Below are 14,285 nucleotides of genomic sequence, written 5' to 3'. Positions count from 1 at the left end.
TAATCTATCATGGCAATCGCAATTCGCCTCTCCCGTGGCGGCGCAAAGAAGCGTCCTTACTACCGCATCGTGGCTGCTGACAGCCGCCGTGCCCGTGACGGCAAGTATCTCGAGCAACTCGGCACCTACAACCCGATGCTCGCCAAGGATGACGAAAACCGCGTCAACCTGAACGAAGAGCGCATCAAGTACTGGCTGGGCGTCGGCGCACAGCCGTCCGACCGTGTTCTCCGCTTCCTCGATGCTGCCGGCATCATGGAGCGTCCTGCACGCAACAACCCGAAGAAGGGTGAGCCGGGCGAAGCTGCCAAGGAACGCGCTGAAGAAAAGGCTGCCAAGGCTGCCGAAGCCGAGGAAGCCAAGAAGGCTGCCGACGAAGAAGCCAAGGCTGCTGCCGAAGCGCCTGCTGCTGACGATGCAGCCGAAAACGATGCAACCGGCTCTGTGAAGACCGAAGAGACCGCTGAAGCCGTGGCTGACGCTGTCGAGAACGAAGGCGACACCGCTGCAGACGAAACGGCCATTGCCGAGCAGACCGCAGAAGCTGGTGAGCCGAACGAAAAGGCCGACGATTCGGCCACCGAAGAGAAGAAAGAGGACTGATGTCTTCTCCCCTCCCGCCTGCGGGAGGGGCCGGGGGTGGGCGCGTATTTAAATGACGCGCTCCACCAGGCCCACCCCTAACCCCTCCCGCAAGCGGGAGGGGGACTCGCGAGACAAACCCATCACACTGGCCGCCATCACTGGCGCGCATGGTGTGGCGGGCGAAGTCCGGTTGAAGCTGTTCGGCGACGGAATATCCGCGCTGAAGCAGCAAAAGTCCCTCGGTCTTGGAAAAGGCGAGGGCACGCTTTCGCTCAAGAAAGTGCGAGACGATAACAAAGGCGGCGCAATCGCGCGTTTCGCCGAGATCACCGATCGCACTGCTGCCGAAAAATTGCGCGGCACCACGCTGACGGTCTCCCGCGATGCTCTTCCGCCACTGGAAGAGGACGAGTATTATTACGTCGATCTCATCGGCCTCACCGCCGTATCCGAAGCGGGCGAGGAGATCGGAGAAGTGATCGCGGTGCAGAATTACGGCGCTGCCGACGTCGTGGAAATCGCCCGCACAACCGGCCCGAAGGCGGGCAAGAAATTCATGGTACCGATGCGCAAGGAGGCCGTGCCAGAATGGAATACGGAGCGGTTGGTCGTGTCTGAGGATTTTATCGAGGAATGAGCAGGCCGCCGATCACGGTTGATGTCGGCCCATCTGTTCCAAGCGAGCCGCCGCTGGCGGAAATTCTTCTCGGGACGGGTGCCCTCGCGCTTGCCGCAGCCGTAATCGCTTTCCTGCTGGCGGCGGTGCTCCACCGTTGCGGGAAGCAGGCAGCCATTGGACTGCGTGTCGTGCTAGCTGGCCTTGCGCCCTTGACCATTCTGCTCTGTCTACTCACTTATTCGATGAGTCGGCGGCAGGGTTTTGAACTAGGGCGCTTGATCGACGCAATCGGCGATCTGCCAATGCGCGCCTATGGCATTTTCTTGATTGTGGCGGCTGCCGGAGTGCTTTCCGCACGTCTCACTTCCCGCTGGCTTGCGCGCCGCTATGCGCGCAAACAAGGGACGCCGGTCGACACATTCGCCTGACCGCGGTCAACGCCGCAGCGGGCGCGCTTCGGCGAGTTCGTTGCGGATCGTGGTGCTGGCGACGCCCGCCATGCCCATCGCGTGGCTGATCTGGTCGAGACCTTTCACCACATCGCCTGCCGCGAATAGGCCGGGAACGCTGGTGCGCTGGTGATCGTCCACTACCACGCAGCCGCTCTCGCTACATTTCGCTCCCGCCATCACAGCCAGGTCGGATCGGATGTCGCTCCCTAACGCGGGATAGACGCTGTCGAATTCCTGCCAGCCCTGCGCGGTTTCGACCGCCAGCCGCCCACCGCGGATTTCGTACTGGCCGCAAGGGCCATCGACCCGCACAATGCCCGCTTCGTCCAGCTCGCTCACACAGTCATCGTCAAGCTCGTGGTCGTGGGTGGGGGAGATTAGCGTGAGGTCTTTGGTATAGCTGCGCAGGAACACCGCCTCTGCCGTGCCATGATCGCCTGTGCCGATAATCCCGACGCGCTTGTCGGTGACTTCGTAGCCATCGCAAACGGGGCAATAGCGCAGCAGGCCTTTCGCCAGCGCCGCATTGTGCAAGTCGTCCCCCATGCCGGGCGGGTGGCGATTGAACACGCCGGTCGCCAGCAGGACGGTGCGCGCTCCGAAGGTCCCCTTGTCGGTGCGCACCTCGAACCCGTCCTCTTCGTGCGACAGCAAGACGACCTGCTTCTCCTCTCGGACGACGCCATATTTGCGTGCCTGCCCTTGCATGCGGTTGAGCAGGTCGGTGCCCGCGATGCCATCCGGATAGCCGGCATGGTTGTGTGTGCACGGGATCAGCGCCGCGCGGCTGGTCCCGCAGTCGAACAGGCGGACCGAGAGGTGATAGCGCGCAAGATAGATCGCGGCGGTCAGCCCGGCGGGCCCACCACCCACGATGATGCAATCGTCCATTCCGATCCAACGCGCGGGATGGAAAAGCGTTGCGCCGGGCGCTAGGCCCTCCTGCATGGAGCAAGCTATCGTCCTTGGGGTATTCGCGATTATCCTCGCCGGTGCGGCCGGGCTGGCAATAGTGCTTGTGCGGAGGCTGCAAAAGCGGGGTTGGCCCCGTGCAATAGGTATCGCTATCGGAACATTGATGCCGATCTCGGTGATAGTGCTGGCTCTGTATGTCTGGCATGAAATTGACCTCGCCCGCTACGAGGCATCCGGCAGCGAGGAGGGCTTTATGAGCCCCCTGGCCATACTGATTTACGGTTTTCCTTTTGTCATGATGATCGTCATCGCCTGTTTCGTGGCAGCCCTTTGGGCGGGAAGGCGCGCATGACGAAATCCCCGAGAATTCTCCAGGTCGCCATCTGCCAGGCCGCGCCGGTGCCGCTCGCGATCTCGGACGGGATCGAGAAGGCCGTGCGGCTGACCCGTGCAGCTATTGCTGACGGCGCGCAGCTCGTTGCCTTTGGTGAGACATTTCTCGGCGGATACCCGATGTGGCTGGACGAGGCTCCGGGCGCGGCGCTGTGGGATCATCCGGGCAGCAAGGCGCTGCACCGCATCCTGCTTGAAAACGCCGTGGTGGCGAACGACGAGCGGCTGCTGCCCTTGCAGGAACTCGCCGATGAAAGCGGTGCGGTGATTTCCATCGGCGCGCATGAGCGGGTGCGCTCGAGCCTCTACAACAACCAGCTGACCTTCCGCCCCGGCCTGCCGGTGCTCGACCATCGCAAGCTGGTGCCCACCCATGGCGAGCGGCTGGTGTGGATGCGCGGCGACGGATCGACACTCGGCGTGCACCAGGCCGAATGGGGCAATGTCGGCTCGCTGATTTGCTGGGAGCACTGGATGCCGCTGGCGCGCGCGGCGATGCACAACCTCGGAGAAAGCGTCCACGTCGCCGCCTGGCCGACCGTGCGCGAAAGCTACGCCATCGCCAGCCGCCACTACGCAATGGAAGGCCGCTGCTTCGTGCTCGCGGCTGGGCTGGTGCAGACGAAGGACGACGTATTCGACGGGCTGGAGCGGGCCGGTGGCAGCGATGAGGGCCGCGAACTGATCGAAGCGATCGAGGTGGACGTCATAAACCGCGGCGGCTCGCTGATCGCCGCGCCTGATGCGAGCGTTGTCGCGCAAGCGGGCGAGGGCGAGGAGACGTTATTCGCCGAACTCGACCTGTCCCTACGCGACGAAGGCCTCGCAAGCCTCGACACCGACGGCCACTACTCGCGGCCCGATGTGTTTGAATTGAGCGTGGATACGCGGGCGAAGGATGGAGTTTTATGGCAATAGACCTAAGGGGGATTCCTTTTGTTCTCATCAGTATTCCTCTGATTTCCCTCGTCTTGATCGTGTTTTGGTCATGGCTTTGCCGGAAAGTCGAGGCAGCGCGGACCTACGCAGTCTTGTCGCTGTTCGGTGTGGCTCCCACCTTCGCATTCATGACCCTCGAGCTTCGTTGGGGCGAAATCGAAATCGAAGATAGCCCTGCCGCCGGCCTCCCTTATCTGGCGGCTTTGTACGAAGCATTTTGGATTTTCTGCGGCTGCCTCGTCCTCATACTGCTGTTTCAGGGGCGGGCCGCAGAATTCATCGAAAAGCGGCGTTTGAAGAAAGAGCTCGATGCAAAGGTGTTCGAATGACCTTTGCCGCCACCATCCCTACGCTCTGTCCGGCGATGTTTCCCGGGCCGCTGGCTGAGGAACTGCTCTAAAAATTCGGAACCAGCGCCGCTTCGCGCGTTGATTCTCCATGAGATTATTTCCGACATGCCTCGCCGTCCTTGCCGTTTCTGCCTGTGCGGACGGACCTGAAAACGCCGCACCTCCCGCAGACCCCGAGACCGACGACGCTACCGCAACGCGCCCCGTTGGCGAGCCTCGCCTCGTTACCGTAGAGGGTCGGGTCGAGGCTGGCACCGAATGCGACACCGTCCGCACGCCCGACGGCAAAGTCTGGTCCGTCAATTTCGGTGAGGCCGATTTCGGGTCGGGCGATTATATCCGTCTGACGGGCGAGATCGCAGACGCGAGTTTCTGCATGGAAGGCGAGGGCACGCTGATCCCGCAGCGGATCGACGCGATCGAACCTCCGGCACGAGACCGCGATCCGGCCCGTGCGGGAGGCGTCGCGCTGACACGTGAATATGTCGTGGGCAGCTGGGTCGCCAGGGGTGTGAATGCCGATTGCGACGATCCGGATTTCCGCATCAGGACGACCTCCGGCGGGACGGTGCTGAACGGCGAGATCGGCAATCATGACAACAGCGCTTTGGTAATCCTCGACCAGTATCCGCGCCTGGACCTCGACGAGCCGATGGACGACCTACCGCTTGAAGCGCGCGGGCCCGACGGCCTTGCCATCCTACGCCCCGCGACCGACGCCGCATACGATCCGGTCACCATAGGCAGCGCGACGATCACCGGTGATGGAGTTGTGTTTGTGAAATGCGCCTGACGCGCTAGGGCAAGGGCAATGACCTTCGCCGCCACCATTCTTACGCTCTATCCGGAGATGTTTCCCGGGCCGTTGCGCATTTCGCTCGCGGGGCGGGCGCTGGAGGAGCAGAAGTGGTCGTGCGACACGATCCAGATCCGCGATTTCGCGACTGACAAGCACCGCACAGTCGACGACACGCCAGCTGGTGGCGGCGCGGGAATGGTGCTGAAGGCCGACGTCCTTGGCGCGGCGGTCGATCATGCCATTGCGCGCCAGCCGAAAACGCCGATCCTCGCCATGACGCCGCGCGGGAAGCCGATCACGCAACAACGCATTCGCGAGATCGCCAGCGGCCCTGGTGTCATCATGCTGTGCGGCCGGTTCGAAGGGTTCGACGAGCGCGTGTTCGAAGCGCGCCCAGAGATCGAGCAGGTCAGCCTTGCGGACATCGTGCTCTCCGGCGGAGAACCTGCTGCGCTCGCCATACTCGATGCTTGCATTCGGCTGCTTCCGGGGGTAATGGGCGCGGCTTCTAGTGGGACTGAGGAATCGTTCGAGGACGGTTTGCTCGAATACCCGCAATATACCCGACCTCAGGAATGGGAGGGGCGCACGATCCCTGAAGTGCTGCGATCGGGGGATCATGCGAAAATCGCCGCGTGGAGGAAAGACCGCGCGGAAGACGATACTCGGTTACGCAGGCCGGATTTATGGGAACGCCATGGTGGCGCTCCGGTCCAGCCTGCCTCTGGCGTGCAGCGGAAAAAGAAGGAAACGGACCAGTGAACCTGATCCAGACTCTAGAAGCCGAAGCCATTGAAGCTCTCGGCAAGGACGTTCCGGACTTCCGCCCCGGCGATACCCTGCGTGTCGGCGTGAAGGTGAAGGAAGGCAACCGCGAACGCGTTCAGAATTTCGAAGGCGTGTGCATCGCCCGCTCCAACCGCGGCATGGGCAGCAACTTCACCGTGCGCAAGATCAGCTTCGGCGAAGGCGTGGAACGTGTGTTCCCGCTGTACTCGCCGATCGTCGACAACATCACCGTGGTTCGCCGCGGTATCGTGCGTCGCGCCAAGCTGTACTATCTGCGTGGCCGTACCGGTAAGAGCGCCCGTATCGCCGAGCGCCGGGAGAACGTGGCCAAGTAAGCCACTCTCTCAAAGCGAGTCAAACAAGGGGCGGTTTCCTGATCGGGAAGCCGCCCCTTTCGTTTTATGTATCGCTGCGGATTATTTGTCGCTGCGAACTGGTCCGCCCGTATTGGTTTCCGCCCGGCCGCGCACATCGTCGAGGCAGAGCCGCACGTGATCGCGCACGATCTCGGTGAATGCCGAAATACGGTCCGGCTCCGAGAATACCTCGGCCGAATTGCAATAGACCAGCGATCCGAACAGCCGGTTGGGCGTCGTCAGGATCGGCATGTAGTCATAGGTCTGGATGCGCACTTCGATGCTGCCGAAGCACAGGTCCTGGTTCTCATCCACATTGGTGCGCGCATAGAGGATAGGCGCGTTGAAATCGTCGCTCGCGGCCTCGCGAATGCCGTGCGTGCGAAGGTTCGTGCGCAGCTCCTGCATCAGGCGCTGGCTGGTGACGCCGCATGCGTTGGATGTGGCGGTCGTATCCTCCACCAGCAGGCGTAGCGATGTCGGCACGGCTTGCGCCGCTGCCGGTGCGGAAATAGCGGCAAGGCCTGCCGCCAAAACGATTGTTGTCAGTGATTTACGCATGAAGCCCCCTTGATGCCCCTGAATTGAAGACGAAGCCTAGCATCTGAAATCGGATTGGCAATTGCCGACAAATTGCCTGTCCCGAAGTAGATTAGCTTCACGGCACGAAAACACCTTTGCTGTTGCACCTGCGAACACAGTCGCTAGGCAGCAGGCACAGTATTTGACGGAGCAAGATTATCATGGGTTACCGGGTTGCAGTTGTCGGCGCGACGGGAAATGTCGGGCGCGAAATGCTCGCCATCCTGGCAGAGCGCGAATTCCCGATGGATGAAGTGGCGGCAGTGGCATCGGGCCGCTCGACCGGCATGGAAGTGGAAGTCGGCGACAGCGGCAAAATGGTCAAATGCAAGAACCTCGAGCATTTCGACTTTTCCGGCTGGGATATGGCTCTGTTCGCCTGCGGTAGCGAAGCGACCAAGACCTATGCGCCCAAGGCAGCGGCTGCGGGCTGCGTGGTGATCGACAATTCCTCGCTCTATCGCATGGATCCCGATGTGCCGCTGATCGTGCCGGAGGTGAACCCCGATGCGATCGATGGCTACACAGCGAAGAACATCATCGCCAATCCCAACTGCTCGACCGCGCAGCTGGTTGTGGCGCTCGCCCCGCTGCATAAGGCGGCCAAGATCAAGCGCGTGGTCGTGTCGACCTACCAGTCGGTTTCGGGCGCGGGCAAGCAGGGCATGGACGAGCTGTTTGAGCAGAGCCGCGCAATCTTCGTGGGCGACCAGGTGGAGCCTGCCAAGTTCACCAAGCAGATCGCCTTCAACGTCATCCCGCACATCGATGTGTTCATGGATGATGGCGCCACCAAGGAAGAATGGAAAATGGTGGTCGAGACCAAGAAGATCCTCGACCCGAAGATCAAGCTGAACGCAACTTGCGTGCGCGTGCCCGTCTTCGTCGGCCATTCCGAAGCGGTGAATATCGAATTCGAGGAAGAGCTTTCGGCAGAGGCGGCGCAGGACATCCTGCGGGAAGCGCCGGGCATCATGCTCGTCGATAAGCGCGAAGACGGCGGATACGTGACCCCGGTCGAAGCCGCTGGCGATGGCGCAACCTATGTCAGCCGCGTGCGTGAAGACCCGACCGTCGATAACGGTCTTGTCCTGTGGTGCGTTTCCGACAATTTGCGTAAAGGTGCGGCATTGAACGCCGTGCAGATCGCAGAACTGCTCGGCCGTCGCCATTTGCAAAAGGGATAATTGCCATGCGCCACTTCGCTCTTCTCGCCCTTCCGCTGATGCTTGCCGCGTGCAACGGAGATGCGCCCGGTGGTGATGGCGAAGCACTCGCGCCGGAGGGACCGGAGCCGCTGGAAAATGCGACGCTCGATCTTCAGGCTACCGGCATCATCATTCCCCCGCAGGCCGGGTTTGAGCAGCTTGAAGTGCCGTTCGGCTCGATGCGCGAAGCGACCGAAACGACGCTTGCCAATATCGTTGGCGACGTAGTGGGCGAAAACAGTGAGAATGATTGCGGCCTGACCTCGACTTCGTTTGAAGGGCTGACGCTCAACTTCCGCGATGACCAGTTTGTCGGCTACACCGCCAACGCGCCCTATGTGCCCGAATTGAGCCGCGAGGAAATGCTTGCCGACCCGCAGGTGAGCATGATGGAAGACAGCACCATCGATGGCGAATTCATGATTGGCACCGATCCAGAAAATTCCATCGGCGGTGTCTTCGTGGATGATGAAGTGCGCGCGCTCTACGCAGGTGAAAACTGCATCGCCCGCTGATGACCGAACTGAACACGCAATTCATCGAGAGCTTCGACGGCACGCGCATGGCGGTGCACCGTATGGGAGAAGGACGGCCTGTCCTGCTGCTGCACGGCCTGTTCTCGGATGCGAACGTCAACTGGATCAAATACGGTCACGCTGCGCATCTGGCGGAGCAGGGCTTTGAGGCGATCATGCCGGACTGGCGTGTGCACGGGCACAGCGATGCGCCGACGGATGCTTCCGCCTATCCGTCAGGCGTGCTGGTGAAGGATGCATTCAGCGTCGTCGAGCAGCTGGGACTGGTGGATTACGATCTTGTCGGGTTCTCGCTTGGCTCTCGCACGGCAATCAGCGCGGTTATCGCGGGGCTTACTCCGCGGCGGCTGATCGTCACGGGCATGGGGCTGGAAGGCCTGACCAATTGGCAGAAGCGCACCGCATTCTTCATCGACATGATCGACCATTTCGACGAGATCAAACATGGCGACCCGCGCTTCATTGCGAAAAGTTTCATGAAAACGCAGGGCATCGATCCTGTCGCCGCGCGACATTTGCTGGTGAACGGCGTGGACAACATCAATGAGGCTGAACTCGCGAAAATCACCATGCCGACGCTGGTGCTGATCGGCGAGGATGATCGAGACAATGGCTCGCCCGAGCGATTGGCCGAAGCGCTTCCCGACGCGCGTGTCGAGACGATTCCGGGCACCCATATGAGCTGCGTCCTGAAGCCAGAACTCGGCGAAGAAATCGCCCGCTTCCTTTTGGAAGAGTGATAGGGCACAATCCCACCTTCTAGACGCTTCTGGGGGGACGGCATGTTCGCAAAACTATCCGGAATTTCGCTAGCTGTACTTCTGGTTGGCTGCGCACCGACTGCGGACATTCCCGGACCGGTCACTCCGGCGCACGGCAGTGATGGCACATTGTTCGTCGCGAACAAGCGCGGGGCGAGCCTTTCGCGCATCGACCTTGCCACAGGCGAAGAAACGCACCGGGCGGATACCTGCGAGAATCCGCACGAGCTGACGGTTTCGCCGGATGACGCGCTGGTAATGGTAGCGTGTTACTCCGGGCGCTCCGTCGAGATTTACGCGACCGAAGACCTACGCCAAATCGCCGACATTCCGCTAGGCGAACAAGCGCGGGTACATAGTGCGCTCTGGCTCGAGAACTTCAATGTTGTCGCCGGGGCAGAAGGTCGTGGCTCGCTCTATATTGTTGAGACGATGGAAACCGACGAGCCGAGGCCGATTGAAATCGGAGGTGGGGGACCCGGACCGCACATGATTGCCGTAGATCAAGAGCGCGGTTTGGGATTCGGCACCATTATCCCGACCGGCGAAGTTGTTCGCTACGATCTGAATATGCGCCAAGAGGTGCTGCGTCGTCGTATCGGCGATCAGATCGAAGCTCTGGCCCTGTCGCCCGATGGCCTGACGCTGTGGGTATCCTCGAATGTGGACAGCATTGCTTACCGTCTCGACGCTGAAACACTGGAAGTGCAGGCCGAAGTACCGACCGGCCAAGTGCCCATCCGCCTCGCCATGCACCCCTCGGGCGATTTCGTGGTGAGTAGCAATTACGGCAGCGGAGACCTGACGGTGATCGACACCGCCACGGATGAAGTCGTGCGAACAATCCCCGTATCGGGAAGCAGTGATGCGGTGCAGGTAACGCTGGTCTTCAGCGAGGATGGCAGCCGCCTCTACGCCGCCGAAACTGCGACAGACACTATCGCCGAGATCGACTTTGCCAGCGGCGAAGTCCTGCGCCGCATTCGCACCGGACCGGGCGGCGATGGCTTGGCGGTGATCGATTGATGCTGATCGGCTTCGCCTGGCTCGCCCTGATTGTCGCAATCGTTGCCTTGCCCGCCATCTGGCTGGCGTTGAGGCCCGCGCGGAGCAAGTGGGTCGCGCTTGCGGTGGTCTTCTACACATTGATGGCCAGCATCGCGGCGCTCTATCTCGTGCCCTGGTATCATTACAGCTACTATGTGCTTCCTGTACTTTTGCTTTTGGCGCTCACCGCATCGCTGATCGCAATACTGCGCCATCGCGGATCGACTTGGGTAAGGCCGGGTGCAATTGGTGTAATCCTGTCTATCGTATTGCTGCTTGGAGGTGCATATTTCGCCTTCACAAATGTGCGAGCGTGGTCAGCAGCTCAGCCTCCTGAGCAGGTCGTCGACATGCAATTTCCGCTAGAAGCTGGCACCTATGCGGTAACGCGCGGTGGAAGCGCTGCGCCACTGCAGGCAGGTCATGCCCGCAACCCGTCGCAACATTATGCCGTCGATATAGTGGCTCTCAATTCGGGCATGTTCCAGTGGCAGGATTATCTACGCAGCGAAGACTTTACCCGCAGCGAAATCTGGGATCGCACTGTTGTCGCTCCATGCAGTGGTACCGCGATTTGGGTGCGCGATGGATTGGTAGACTCCGCAGAAAATGATGAGGAGCGACCAGCCGGCAATGTCGTGGGCCTCGATTGCGATGGGATCACCGTCAACCTCGCCCACATGCGCCAGGGAAGTGTTCTGATCGAAGAAGGGGATCAGGTCGAAGCCGGTCAGCCGCTTGGCCGGATTGGCATGTCCGGCCGCACGAGGGGGCCACACCTCCATATTCATGCAGAACGTGGTCCGCTGAAATACGATGAATCGGATAACACGCCGGTCGCGATCAGCTTCGATGGTGGCTTTCCGCTGACCGGACAGATTTTCATCAGCGATCAAGACGGGGAATGAGCGCCAAGAGCGTCATCCTTTTCGGCGCAAGCGGCACGATCGGTCAGTCAGTCGCGCGCGAATTGGTCGAGCGGGGTTATGAGACCACCTGCGTCATTCGCGCAGGAGGCAGGGATGTATTCCCCGGAGCGCGGGTCGAGCGAATGCGCGATCTCGACAGCAATTCGGTGCGCGGCCTCTTCCTCGGCAAGAATTACGACGCGGTGATCTCATGCATTGCCTCGCGCACCGGTGTTCACGAGGACGCGTGGAAAGTCGATGCGATTTTCAACCAGAACATCATTGCTGCTGCGCAAACTGCGGGCGTACGGCATGCGGTGCTGCTGTCTGCCATTTGCGTCCAGAAGCCCAAGCTGGCGTTCCAAACGGCCAAACTGGCTGCCGAAGCAACGTTCAGGGAGTCAGGCCTCACTTGGACGATCATCCGCCCGACCGCCTTCTTCAAGTCGCTTTCCGGCCAGGCGCAGCGCGTAAAGCGTGGCAAGCCCTTCCTGCTGTTCGGCGATGGCGAGCTCACGCGCTGCAAGCCGATCAGCGATGGTGATCTGGCGCGCTTTATCGTCTCAGCTCTGAGTGATCCGGCCAAGCACAATTGCGTGCTTCCCATTGGCGGACCCGGGCCTGCCATTTCCCCAAAAGCGCAGGGTGAATTGCTGTTCGAGCTACTCGGCAAGGAGCCGCGTTTCAGGCATGTGCCTGTCAAATGGATGGACCGCGCCATCGCCGCGCTTGACCTGCTCGGCAAGCTCTCCAAGCACGCCGCAGCTAAGGCGGAATATGCCCGGATCGGGCGCTATTACGCTACCGAAAGCATGTTGGTGTGGGACAAGGAGCGAGAGGTTTACGACGCCGACGCCACGCCCGAATTCGGCGAAGACACGCTGCGCGATCACTACGCCAAACTGCTCCGCGCCCAATAGTAAACCCCCGCCAGCCGGATCGGGGAAGATCGGGCCGACGGGGGTTCGGTGTGCTGGGCCCCCGAGTCAGAGAGACTAGGAAGGGAAGAGGGAGGAGCCCAGTTTTCGTGTAATCGTTTACTGGGCCGAGAACGGCAGCGAGCTGTGGTGCAGCACGATCACCAGATCGCCGGCGTCATTGCGCTCATAGCCGAAAGTGTATTCGACCTTGGTTTCGTTGCCATCGGTGCCGGTGAAGTAGTAATTGCCCATCGCCATGGCGGTGTCGCCAGTCTCGTCGATGATGGTGCCTTCATTTTCCCAGCGTACGGCGGTGTAAGGGGCGAGCGCGAAGCCGCCATCTTCGGTGCCTTCGGTACCGATGAAGTAGCTCAGCGCTTCGTCGAAGCTGCCGCGGAACTGGTCTTCAGCAGCGAGCGTCGGCTTGAACAGGATGTCCATGCCATCTTCATAGCCGTAGAAATCGTTGATGTGGGTCGTCGCGGCTGCGTTCACGTCGCCACCATCGGTGCTGACCTGGCCGATGGCGACAATGCCTTCGCCCCACGCGGTCTGCGCAGCTTCTACGTCGGCTGCGGTGATCGCGTTGGCGGTTTCGGTGGCGGCGGCGGTGTCGCCGGTGGCTGCATCGCCAGTCGCGGTTTCGCCACAAGCGGCAAGGGTGAGGGCAGCTGCGCCGACCATCGGGACCATCAGGAACTTCTTCATCTCAAACTCCAAAACTCTGCGGTGCGGCGGGCGCACGCGCGTGAACTCGTTTCACGAGCAGGTTTCGGAATATGCGGAATGCGATGACCCCGGCCCCTGCTGTCTCATGCAGTCCGACATCACGAAGGCTTACGCCTGCGCCAGAGGGGCCCGGTCCTGCTAACAGGGCATATGGTTCCATTTGAAACAAATGACAAGTGATAACATCACATAATGGACCAAAAGACGTAGTCATCGGTCCCGGCAAGCCTGACTGCCTGTTTCAGGGTGCGCTCATCTGCTCGACCAGCCAGCTTTGCGCCTCGCCTGCCGGAGCACCGCCAACACTTACGACTGCCAAAGCAGCGCGGTCGCGATCGGGTTGCAGCGCCATATAGGCAGTGAAGTCGCCCGTTCCGCCAATGTGGAAGCTCGTGATGTGCCCGCCAAGCTCGAAACGCCCCCAGCCCAGCGCGGCACCGTCTGCGATCAAGGGTGTATGAAGCCGCTCAGCCATCTCCTGCGACAGGAACGCACCTTCGCCCTGCAATGCGCACAAATGCGCGCGGACATAGGTGGCGTAATCATCGATCGGCATGGAAAGCCCGCCCGCAGCTTGGAGCCATGCTGGGATGGGCGGCTCCGGATCGAGATAGGGTTCGGCGCCGTCTTCTCCTGCGGTGTGACCGACGGGGTCACCTGCATCGAGACGCTGGTCCCTGCCGTAGCTTCCCTCGATCCCGAGTGGTGCCAGCACCTCGCGCGCCACTACCTCGGCAAAGGGCATCCCCTGATGGCGAGCGAGCAATTCTCCTGCAATGACATAACCGGCATTGGAATAGCGCGTTTCGCTGCCCGGCTGCGAGACCAGCGGTTGGGAGAGAAACCATTGAGCCGCCGCGCGGGAAGCTTCGGGGATGTCGGCAGGCATTTCCGGCAGTTGGCCCAGCTCTGCTCCGGTATCGAATGCGGGGAGGCCGCTCGCATGACCGAGCAATTGGGCGAAAGTGATATCGGCCTTATCAGGATGCGCAGTGGCTGCTTCCGGCCAAATCTCGCCAATCGTCTGTTCAAGCGACAGCTCGCCGCGATCGGCGAGGCGCGCAAAAGCAGTGGCAAGCACGGACTTTGCATTGGAACCGATGGCGAAATATCCGTTTGAAGCGATCGCACCGGGCATATCACTGCGTCGCTCACCACCAACGGCGCTGGCCTGCGAGGAACAGCGGATCACGGCAACGCCCGCAGCCGGAATGCCATCTGATGCGCGCAAGCGGGAAAGGCCCGCCTCAGCCTCACCCGTCAGCTGCTGATCGGGCACGGGTGCTGCGAGCAAAGGCGTTGATGGGGTAGTGGTGCAGGCGACAAGCGCCAGCGCCGATGCGGCGGCGAGACATATGCGTGGCGTCATCATGGGGATTGGCATTCCTGAAATTGGC

19 protein-coding genes are annotated in these 14,285 nt (G+C 61.2%); 15 read left to right on the top strand and 4 right to left on the bottom strand.

Annotated features, from left to right (window positions below; translation table 11 throughout):
* Positions 1–9: 9 nt before the first annotated feature.
* Genes rpsP through O2N64_RS13595 form a run of 3 tightly spaced genes read left to right on the top strand, consistent with a single transcriptional unit; the run spans position 10 to position 1,632 of the window.
* Positions 10–603 carry a 30S ribosomal protein S16 gene (gene rpsP, locus O2N64_RS13605; RefSeq protein WP_271078122.1) on the top strand — a complete coding sequence of 198 codons (594 nt, stop codon included), beginning with the start codon at positions 10–12 and terminating at the stop codon, positions 601–603.
* Positions 604–655: 52 nt separating this feature from the next.
* A complete protein-coding gene (gene rimM, locus O2N64_RS13600) occupies positions 656–1,222 on the top strand; it encodes a ribosome maturation factor RimM (RefSeq protein WP_271078121.1) in 567 nt (188 codons plus the stop codon).
* Entirely contained in the window at positions 1,219–1,632 is a 414-nt protein-coding gene (locus tag O2N64_RS13595) for a hypothetical protein (protein WP_271078120.1), read from the top strand. The genes rimM and O2N64_RS13595 overlap by 4 nt, the downstream gene beginning before the upstream one ends.
* Before the next feature lie 6 nt (positions 1,633–1,638).
* On the opposite strand, the gene O2N64_RS13590 is transcribed toward O2N64_RS13595, so the two are convergent.
* Positions 1,639–2,547, bottom strand: a complete 909-nt coding sequence (locus O2N64_RS13590; RefSeq protein ID WP_271079668.1) for an NAD(P)/FAD-dependent oxidoreductase — start codon at positions 2,545–2,547, stop codon at positions 1,639–1,641.
* 55 nt (positions 2,548–2,602) lie between these two features.
* Here O2N64_RS13590 and O2N64_RS13585 point away from each other — a divergent pair, with 55 nt between their 5' ends.
* The 6 genes from O2N64_RS13585 to rplS all read left to right on the top strand — a co-directional run bounded on the left by O2N64_RS13585 (position 2,603) and on the right by rplS (position 6,176).
* Complete coding sequence (locus O2N64_RS13585; protein ID WP_271078119.1) at positions 2,603–2,923, top strand: hypothetical protein; 321 nt, start codon at positions 2,603–2,605, stop codon at positions 2,921–2,923.
* Positions 2,920–3,882, top strand: coding sequence for a carbon-nitrogen hydrolase family protein (locus O2N64_RS13580; RefSeq protein WP_271078118.1), 963 nt, complete (start codon positions 2,920–2,922; stop codon positions 3,880–3,882). Before O2N64_RS13585 ends, O2N64_RS13580 begins: the two co-directional genes overlap by 4 nt.
* Complete coding sequence (locus O2N64_RS13575) at positions 3,873–4,232, top strand: hypothetical protein (protein WP_271078117.1); 360 nt, start codon at positions 3,873–3,875, stop codon at positions 4,230–4,232. Before O2N64_RS13580 ends, O2N64_RS13575 begins: the two co-directional genes overlap by 10 nt.
* Positions 4,233–4,341: 109 nt before the next feature.
* Positions 4,342–5,046, top strand: coding sequence for a DUF5818 domain-containing protein (locus O2N64_RS13570; RefSeq protein WP_271078116.1), 705 nt, complete (start codon positions 4,342–4,344; stop codon positions 5,044–5,046).
* Positions 5,047–5,064: 18 nt separating this feature from the next.
* Positions 5,065–5,814, top strand: a complete 750-nt coding sequence (trmD, locus tag O2N64_RS13565) for a tRNA (guanosine(37)-N1)-methyltransferase TrmD (RefSeq protein ID WP_271078115.1) — start codon at positions 5,065–5,067, stop codon at positions 5,812–5,814.
* Positions 5,811–6,176: a 50S ribosomal protein L19 gene (gene rplS / locus O2N64_RS13560; protein WP_271078114.1), complete on the top strand. Its 366-nt coding sequence runs from the start codon at positions 5,811–5,813 to the stop codon at positions 6,174–6,176. The genes trmD and rplS overlap by 4 nt, the downstream gene beginning before the upstream one ends.
* A gap of 81 nt (positions 6,177–6,257) precedes the next feature.
* On the opposite strand, the gene O2N64_RS13555 is transcribed toward rplS, so the two are convergent.
* Positions 6,258–6,758 (bottom strand): hypothetical protein, encoded by a 501-nt coding sequence (locus O2N64_RS13555; RefSeq protein ID WP_271078113.1) that lies wholly within the window; start codon positions 6,756–6,758, stop codon positions 6,258–6,260.
* Positions 6,759–6,940: 182 nt separating this feature from the next.
* Here O2N64_RS13555 and O2N64_RS13550 point away from each other — a divergent pair, with 182 nt between their 5' ends.
* Genes O2N64_RS13550 through O2N64_RS13525 form a run of 6 tightly spaced genes read left to right on the top strand, consistent with a single transcriptional unit; the run spans position 6,941 to position 12,159 of the window.
* A complete protein-coding gene (locus O2N64_RS13550) occupies positions 6,941–7,966 on the top strand; it encodes an aspartate-semialdehyde dehydrogenase (RefSeq protein WP_271078112.1) in 1,026 nt (341 codons plus the stop codon).
* Positions 7,967–7,971: 5 nt separating this feature from the next.
* Positions 7,972–8,502 (top strand): hypothetical protein, encoded by a 531-nt coding sequence (locus tag O2N64_RS13545; protein ID WP_271078111.1) that lies wholly within the window; start codon positions 7,972–7,974, stop codon positions 8,500–8,502.
* Positions 8,502–9,263 carry an alpha/beta fold hydrolase gene (locus O2N64_RS13540; protein WP_271078110.1) on the top strand — a complete coding sequence of 254 codons (762 nt, stop codon included), beginning with the start codon at positions 8,502–8,504 and terminating at the stop codon, positions 9,261–9,263. The genes O2N64_RS13545 and O2N64_RS13540 overlap by 1 nt, the downstream gene beginning before the upstream one ends.
* A gap of 42 nt (positions 9,264–9,305) precedes the next feature.
* Positions 9,306–10,310, top strand: coding sequence for a beta-propeller fold lactonase family protein (locus O2N64_RS13535; RefSeq protein WP_271078109.1), 1,005 nt, complete (start codon positions 9,306–9,308; stop codon positions 10,308–10,310).
* Positions 10,310–11,239, top strand: coding sequence for a M23 family metallopeptidase (locus tag O2N64_RS13530; protein WP_271078108.1), 930 nt, complete (start codon positions 10,310–10,312; stop codon positions 11,237–11,239). Before O2N64_RS13535 ends, O2N64_RS13530 begins: the two co-directional genes overlap by 1 nt.
* Entirely contained in the window at positions 11,236–12,159 is a 924-nt protein-coding gene (locus O2N64_RS13525) for an NAD(P)H-binding protein (protein WP_271078107.1), read from the top strand. Before O2N64_RS13530 ends, O2N64_RS13525 begins: the two co-directional genes overlap by 4 nt.
* Before the next feature lie 117 nt (positions 12,160–12,276).
* On the opposite strand, the gene O2N64_RS13520 is transcribed toward O2N64_RS13525, so the two are convergent.
* Both O2N64_RS13520 and O2N64_RS13515 read right to left on the bottom strand, forming a co-directional pair.
* Positions 12,277–12,867 (bottom strand): phosphoribosyl-AMP cyclohydrolase, encoded by a 591-nt coding sequence (locus tag O2N64_RS13520; RefSeq protein WP_271078106.1) that lies wholly within the window; start codon positions 12,865–12,867, stop codon positions 12,277–12,279.
* A gap of 262 nt (positions 12,868–13,129) precedes the next feature.
* Positions 13,130–14,260: a serine hydrolase domain-containing protein gene (locus tag O2N64_RS13515; protein WP_271078105.1), complete on the bottom strand. Its 1,131-nt coding sequence runs from the start codon at positions 14,258–14,260 to the stop codon at positions 13,130–13,132.
* Between the last annotated feature and the right edge of the window lie 25 nt (positions 14,261–14,285).

The organism is Aurantiacibacter sp. MUD61, from assembly GCF_027912455.1.
Taxonomy (GTDB): Bacteria; Pseudomonadota; Alphaproteobacteria; order Sphingomonadales; family Sphingomonadaceae; genus Alteraurantiacibacter.
Note: the sequence above shows the minus strand (reverse complement) of the source record. Positions and strands in the feature narration are given on the sequence as shown.

What these genes read in the sequence shown, in the direction of transcription:
- rpsP (WP_271078122.1), top strand. Translation starts at nt 10, where the DNA reads ATGGCAATCGCAATTCGCCTCTCCCGTGGCGGCGCAAAGAAGCGTCCT.
- rimM (WP_271078121.1), top strand. Translation starts at nt 656, where the DNA reads ATGACGCGCTCCACCAGGCCCACCCCTAACCCCTCCCGCAAGCGGGAG.
- O2N64_RS13595 (WP_271078120.1), top strand. Translation starts at nt 1,219, where the DNA reads ATGAGCAGGCCGCCGATCACGGTTGATGTCGGCCCATCTGTTCCAAGC.
- O2N64_RS13590 (WP_271079668.1), bottom strand. Translation starts at nt 2,547, where the DNA reads ATGGACGATTGCATCATCGTGGGTGGTGGGCCCGCCGGGCTGACCGCC.
- O2N64_RS13585 (WP_271078119.1), top strand. Translation starts at nt 2,603, where the DNA reads ATGGAGCAAGCTATCGTCCTTGGGGTATTCGCGATTATCCTCGCCGGT.
- O2N64_RS13580 (WP_271078118.1), top strand. Translation starts at nt 2,920, where the DNA reads ATGACGAAATCCCCGAGAATTCTCCAGGTCGCCATCTGCCAGGCCGCG.
- O2N64_RS13575 (WP_271078117.1), top strand. Translation starts at nt 3,873, where the DNA reads ATGGCAATAGACCTAAGGGGGATTCCTTTTGTTCTCATCAGTATTCCT.
- O2N64_RS13570 (WP_271078116.1), top strand. Translation starts at nt 4,342, where the DNA reads ATGAGATTATTTCCGACATGCCTCGCCGTCCTTGCCGTTTCTGCCTGT.
- trmD (WP_271078115.1), top strand. Translation starts at nt 5,065, where the DNA reads ATGACCTTCGCCGCCACCATTCTTACGCTCTATCCGGAGATGTTTCCC.
- O2N64_RS13555 (WP_271078113.1), bottom strand. Translation starts at nt 6,758, where the DNA reads ATGCGTAAATCACTGACAACAATCGTTTTGGCGGCAGGCCTTGCCGCT.
- O2N64_RS13550 (WP_271078112.1), top strand. Translation starts at nt 6,941, where the DNA reads ATGGGTTACCGGGTTGCAGTTGTCGGCGCGACGGGAAATGTCGGGCGC.
- O2N64_RS13545 (WP_271078111.1), top strand. Translation starts at nt 7,972, where the DNA reads ATGCGCCACTTCGCTCTTCTCGCCCTTCCGCTGATGCTTGCCGCGTGC.
- O2N64_RS13540 (WP_271078110.1), top strand. Translation starts at nt 8,502, where the DNA reads ATGACCGAACTGAACACGCAATTCATCGAGAGCTTCGACGGCACGCGC.
- O2N64_RS13535 (WP_271078109.1), top strand. Translation starts at nt 9,306, where the DNA reads ATGTTCGCAAAACTATCCGGAATTTCGCTAGCTGTACTTCTGGTTGGC.
- O2N64_RS13530 (WP_271078108.1), top strand. Translation starts at nt 10,310, where the DNA reads ATGCTGATCGGCTTCGCCTGGCTCGCCCTGATTGTCGCAATCGTTGCC.
- O2N64_RS13525 (WP_271078107.1), top strand. Translation starts at nt 11,236, where the DNA reads ATGAGCGCCAAGAGCGTCATCCTTTTCGGCGCAAGCGGCACGATCGGT.
- O2N64_RS13520 (WP_271078106.1), bottom strand. Translation starts at nt 12,867, where the DNA reads ATGAAGAAGTTCCTGATGGTCCCGATGGTCGGCGCAGCTGCCCTCACC.
- O2N64_RS13515 (WP_271078105.1), bottom strand. Translation starts at nt 14,260, where the DNA reads ATGATGACGCCACGCATATGTCTCGCCGCCGCATCGGCGCTGGCGCTT.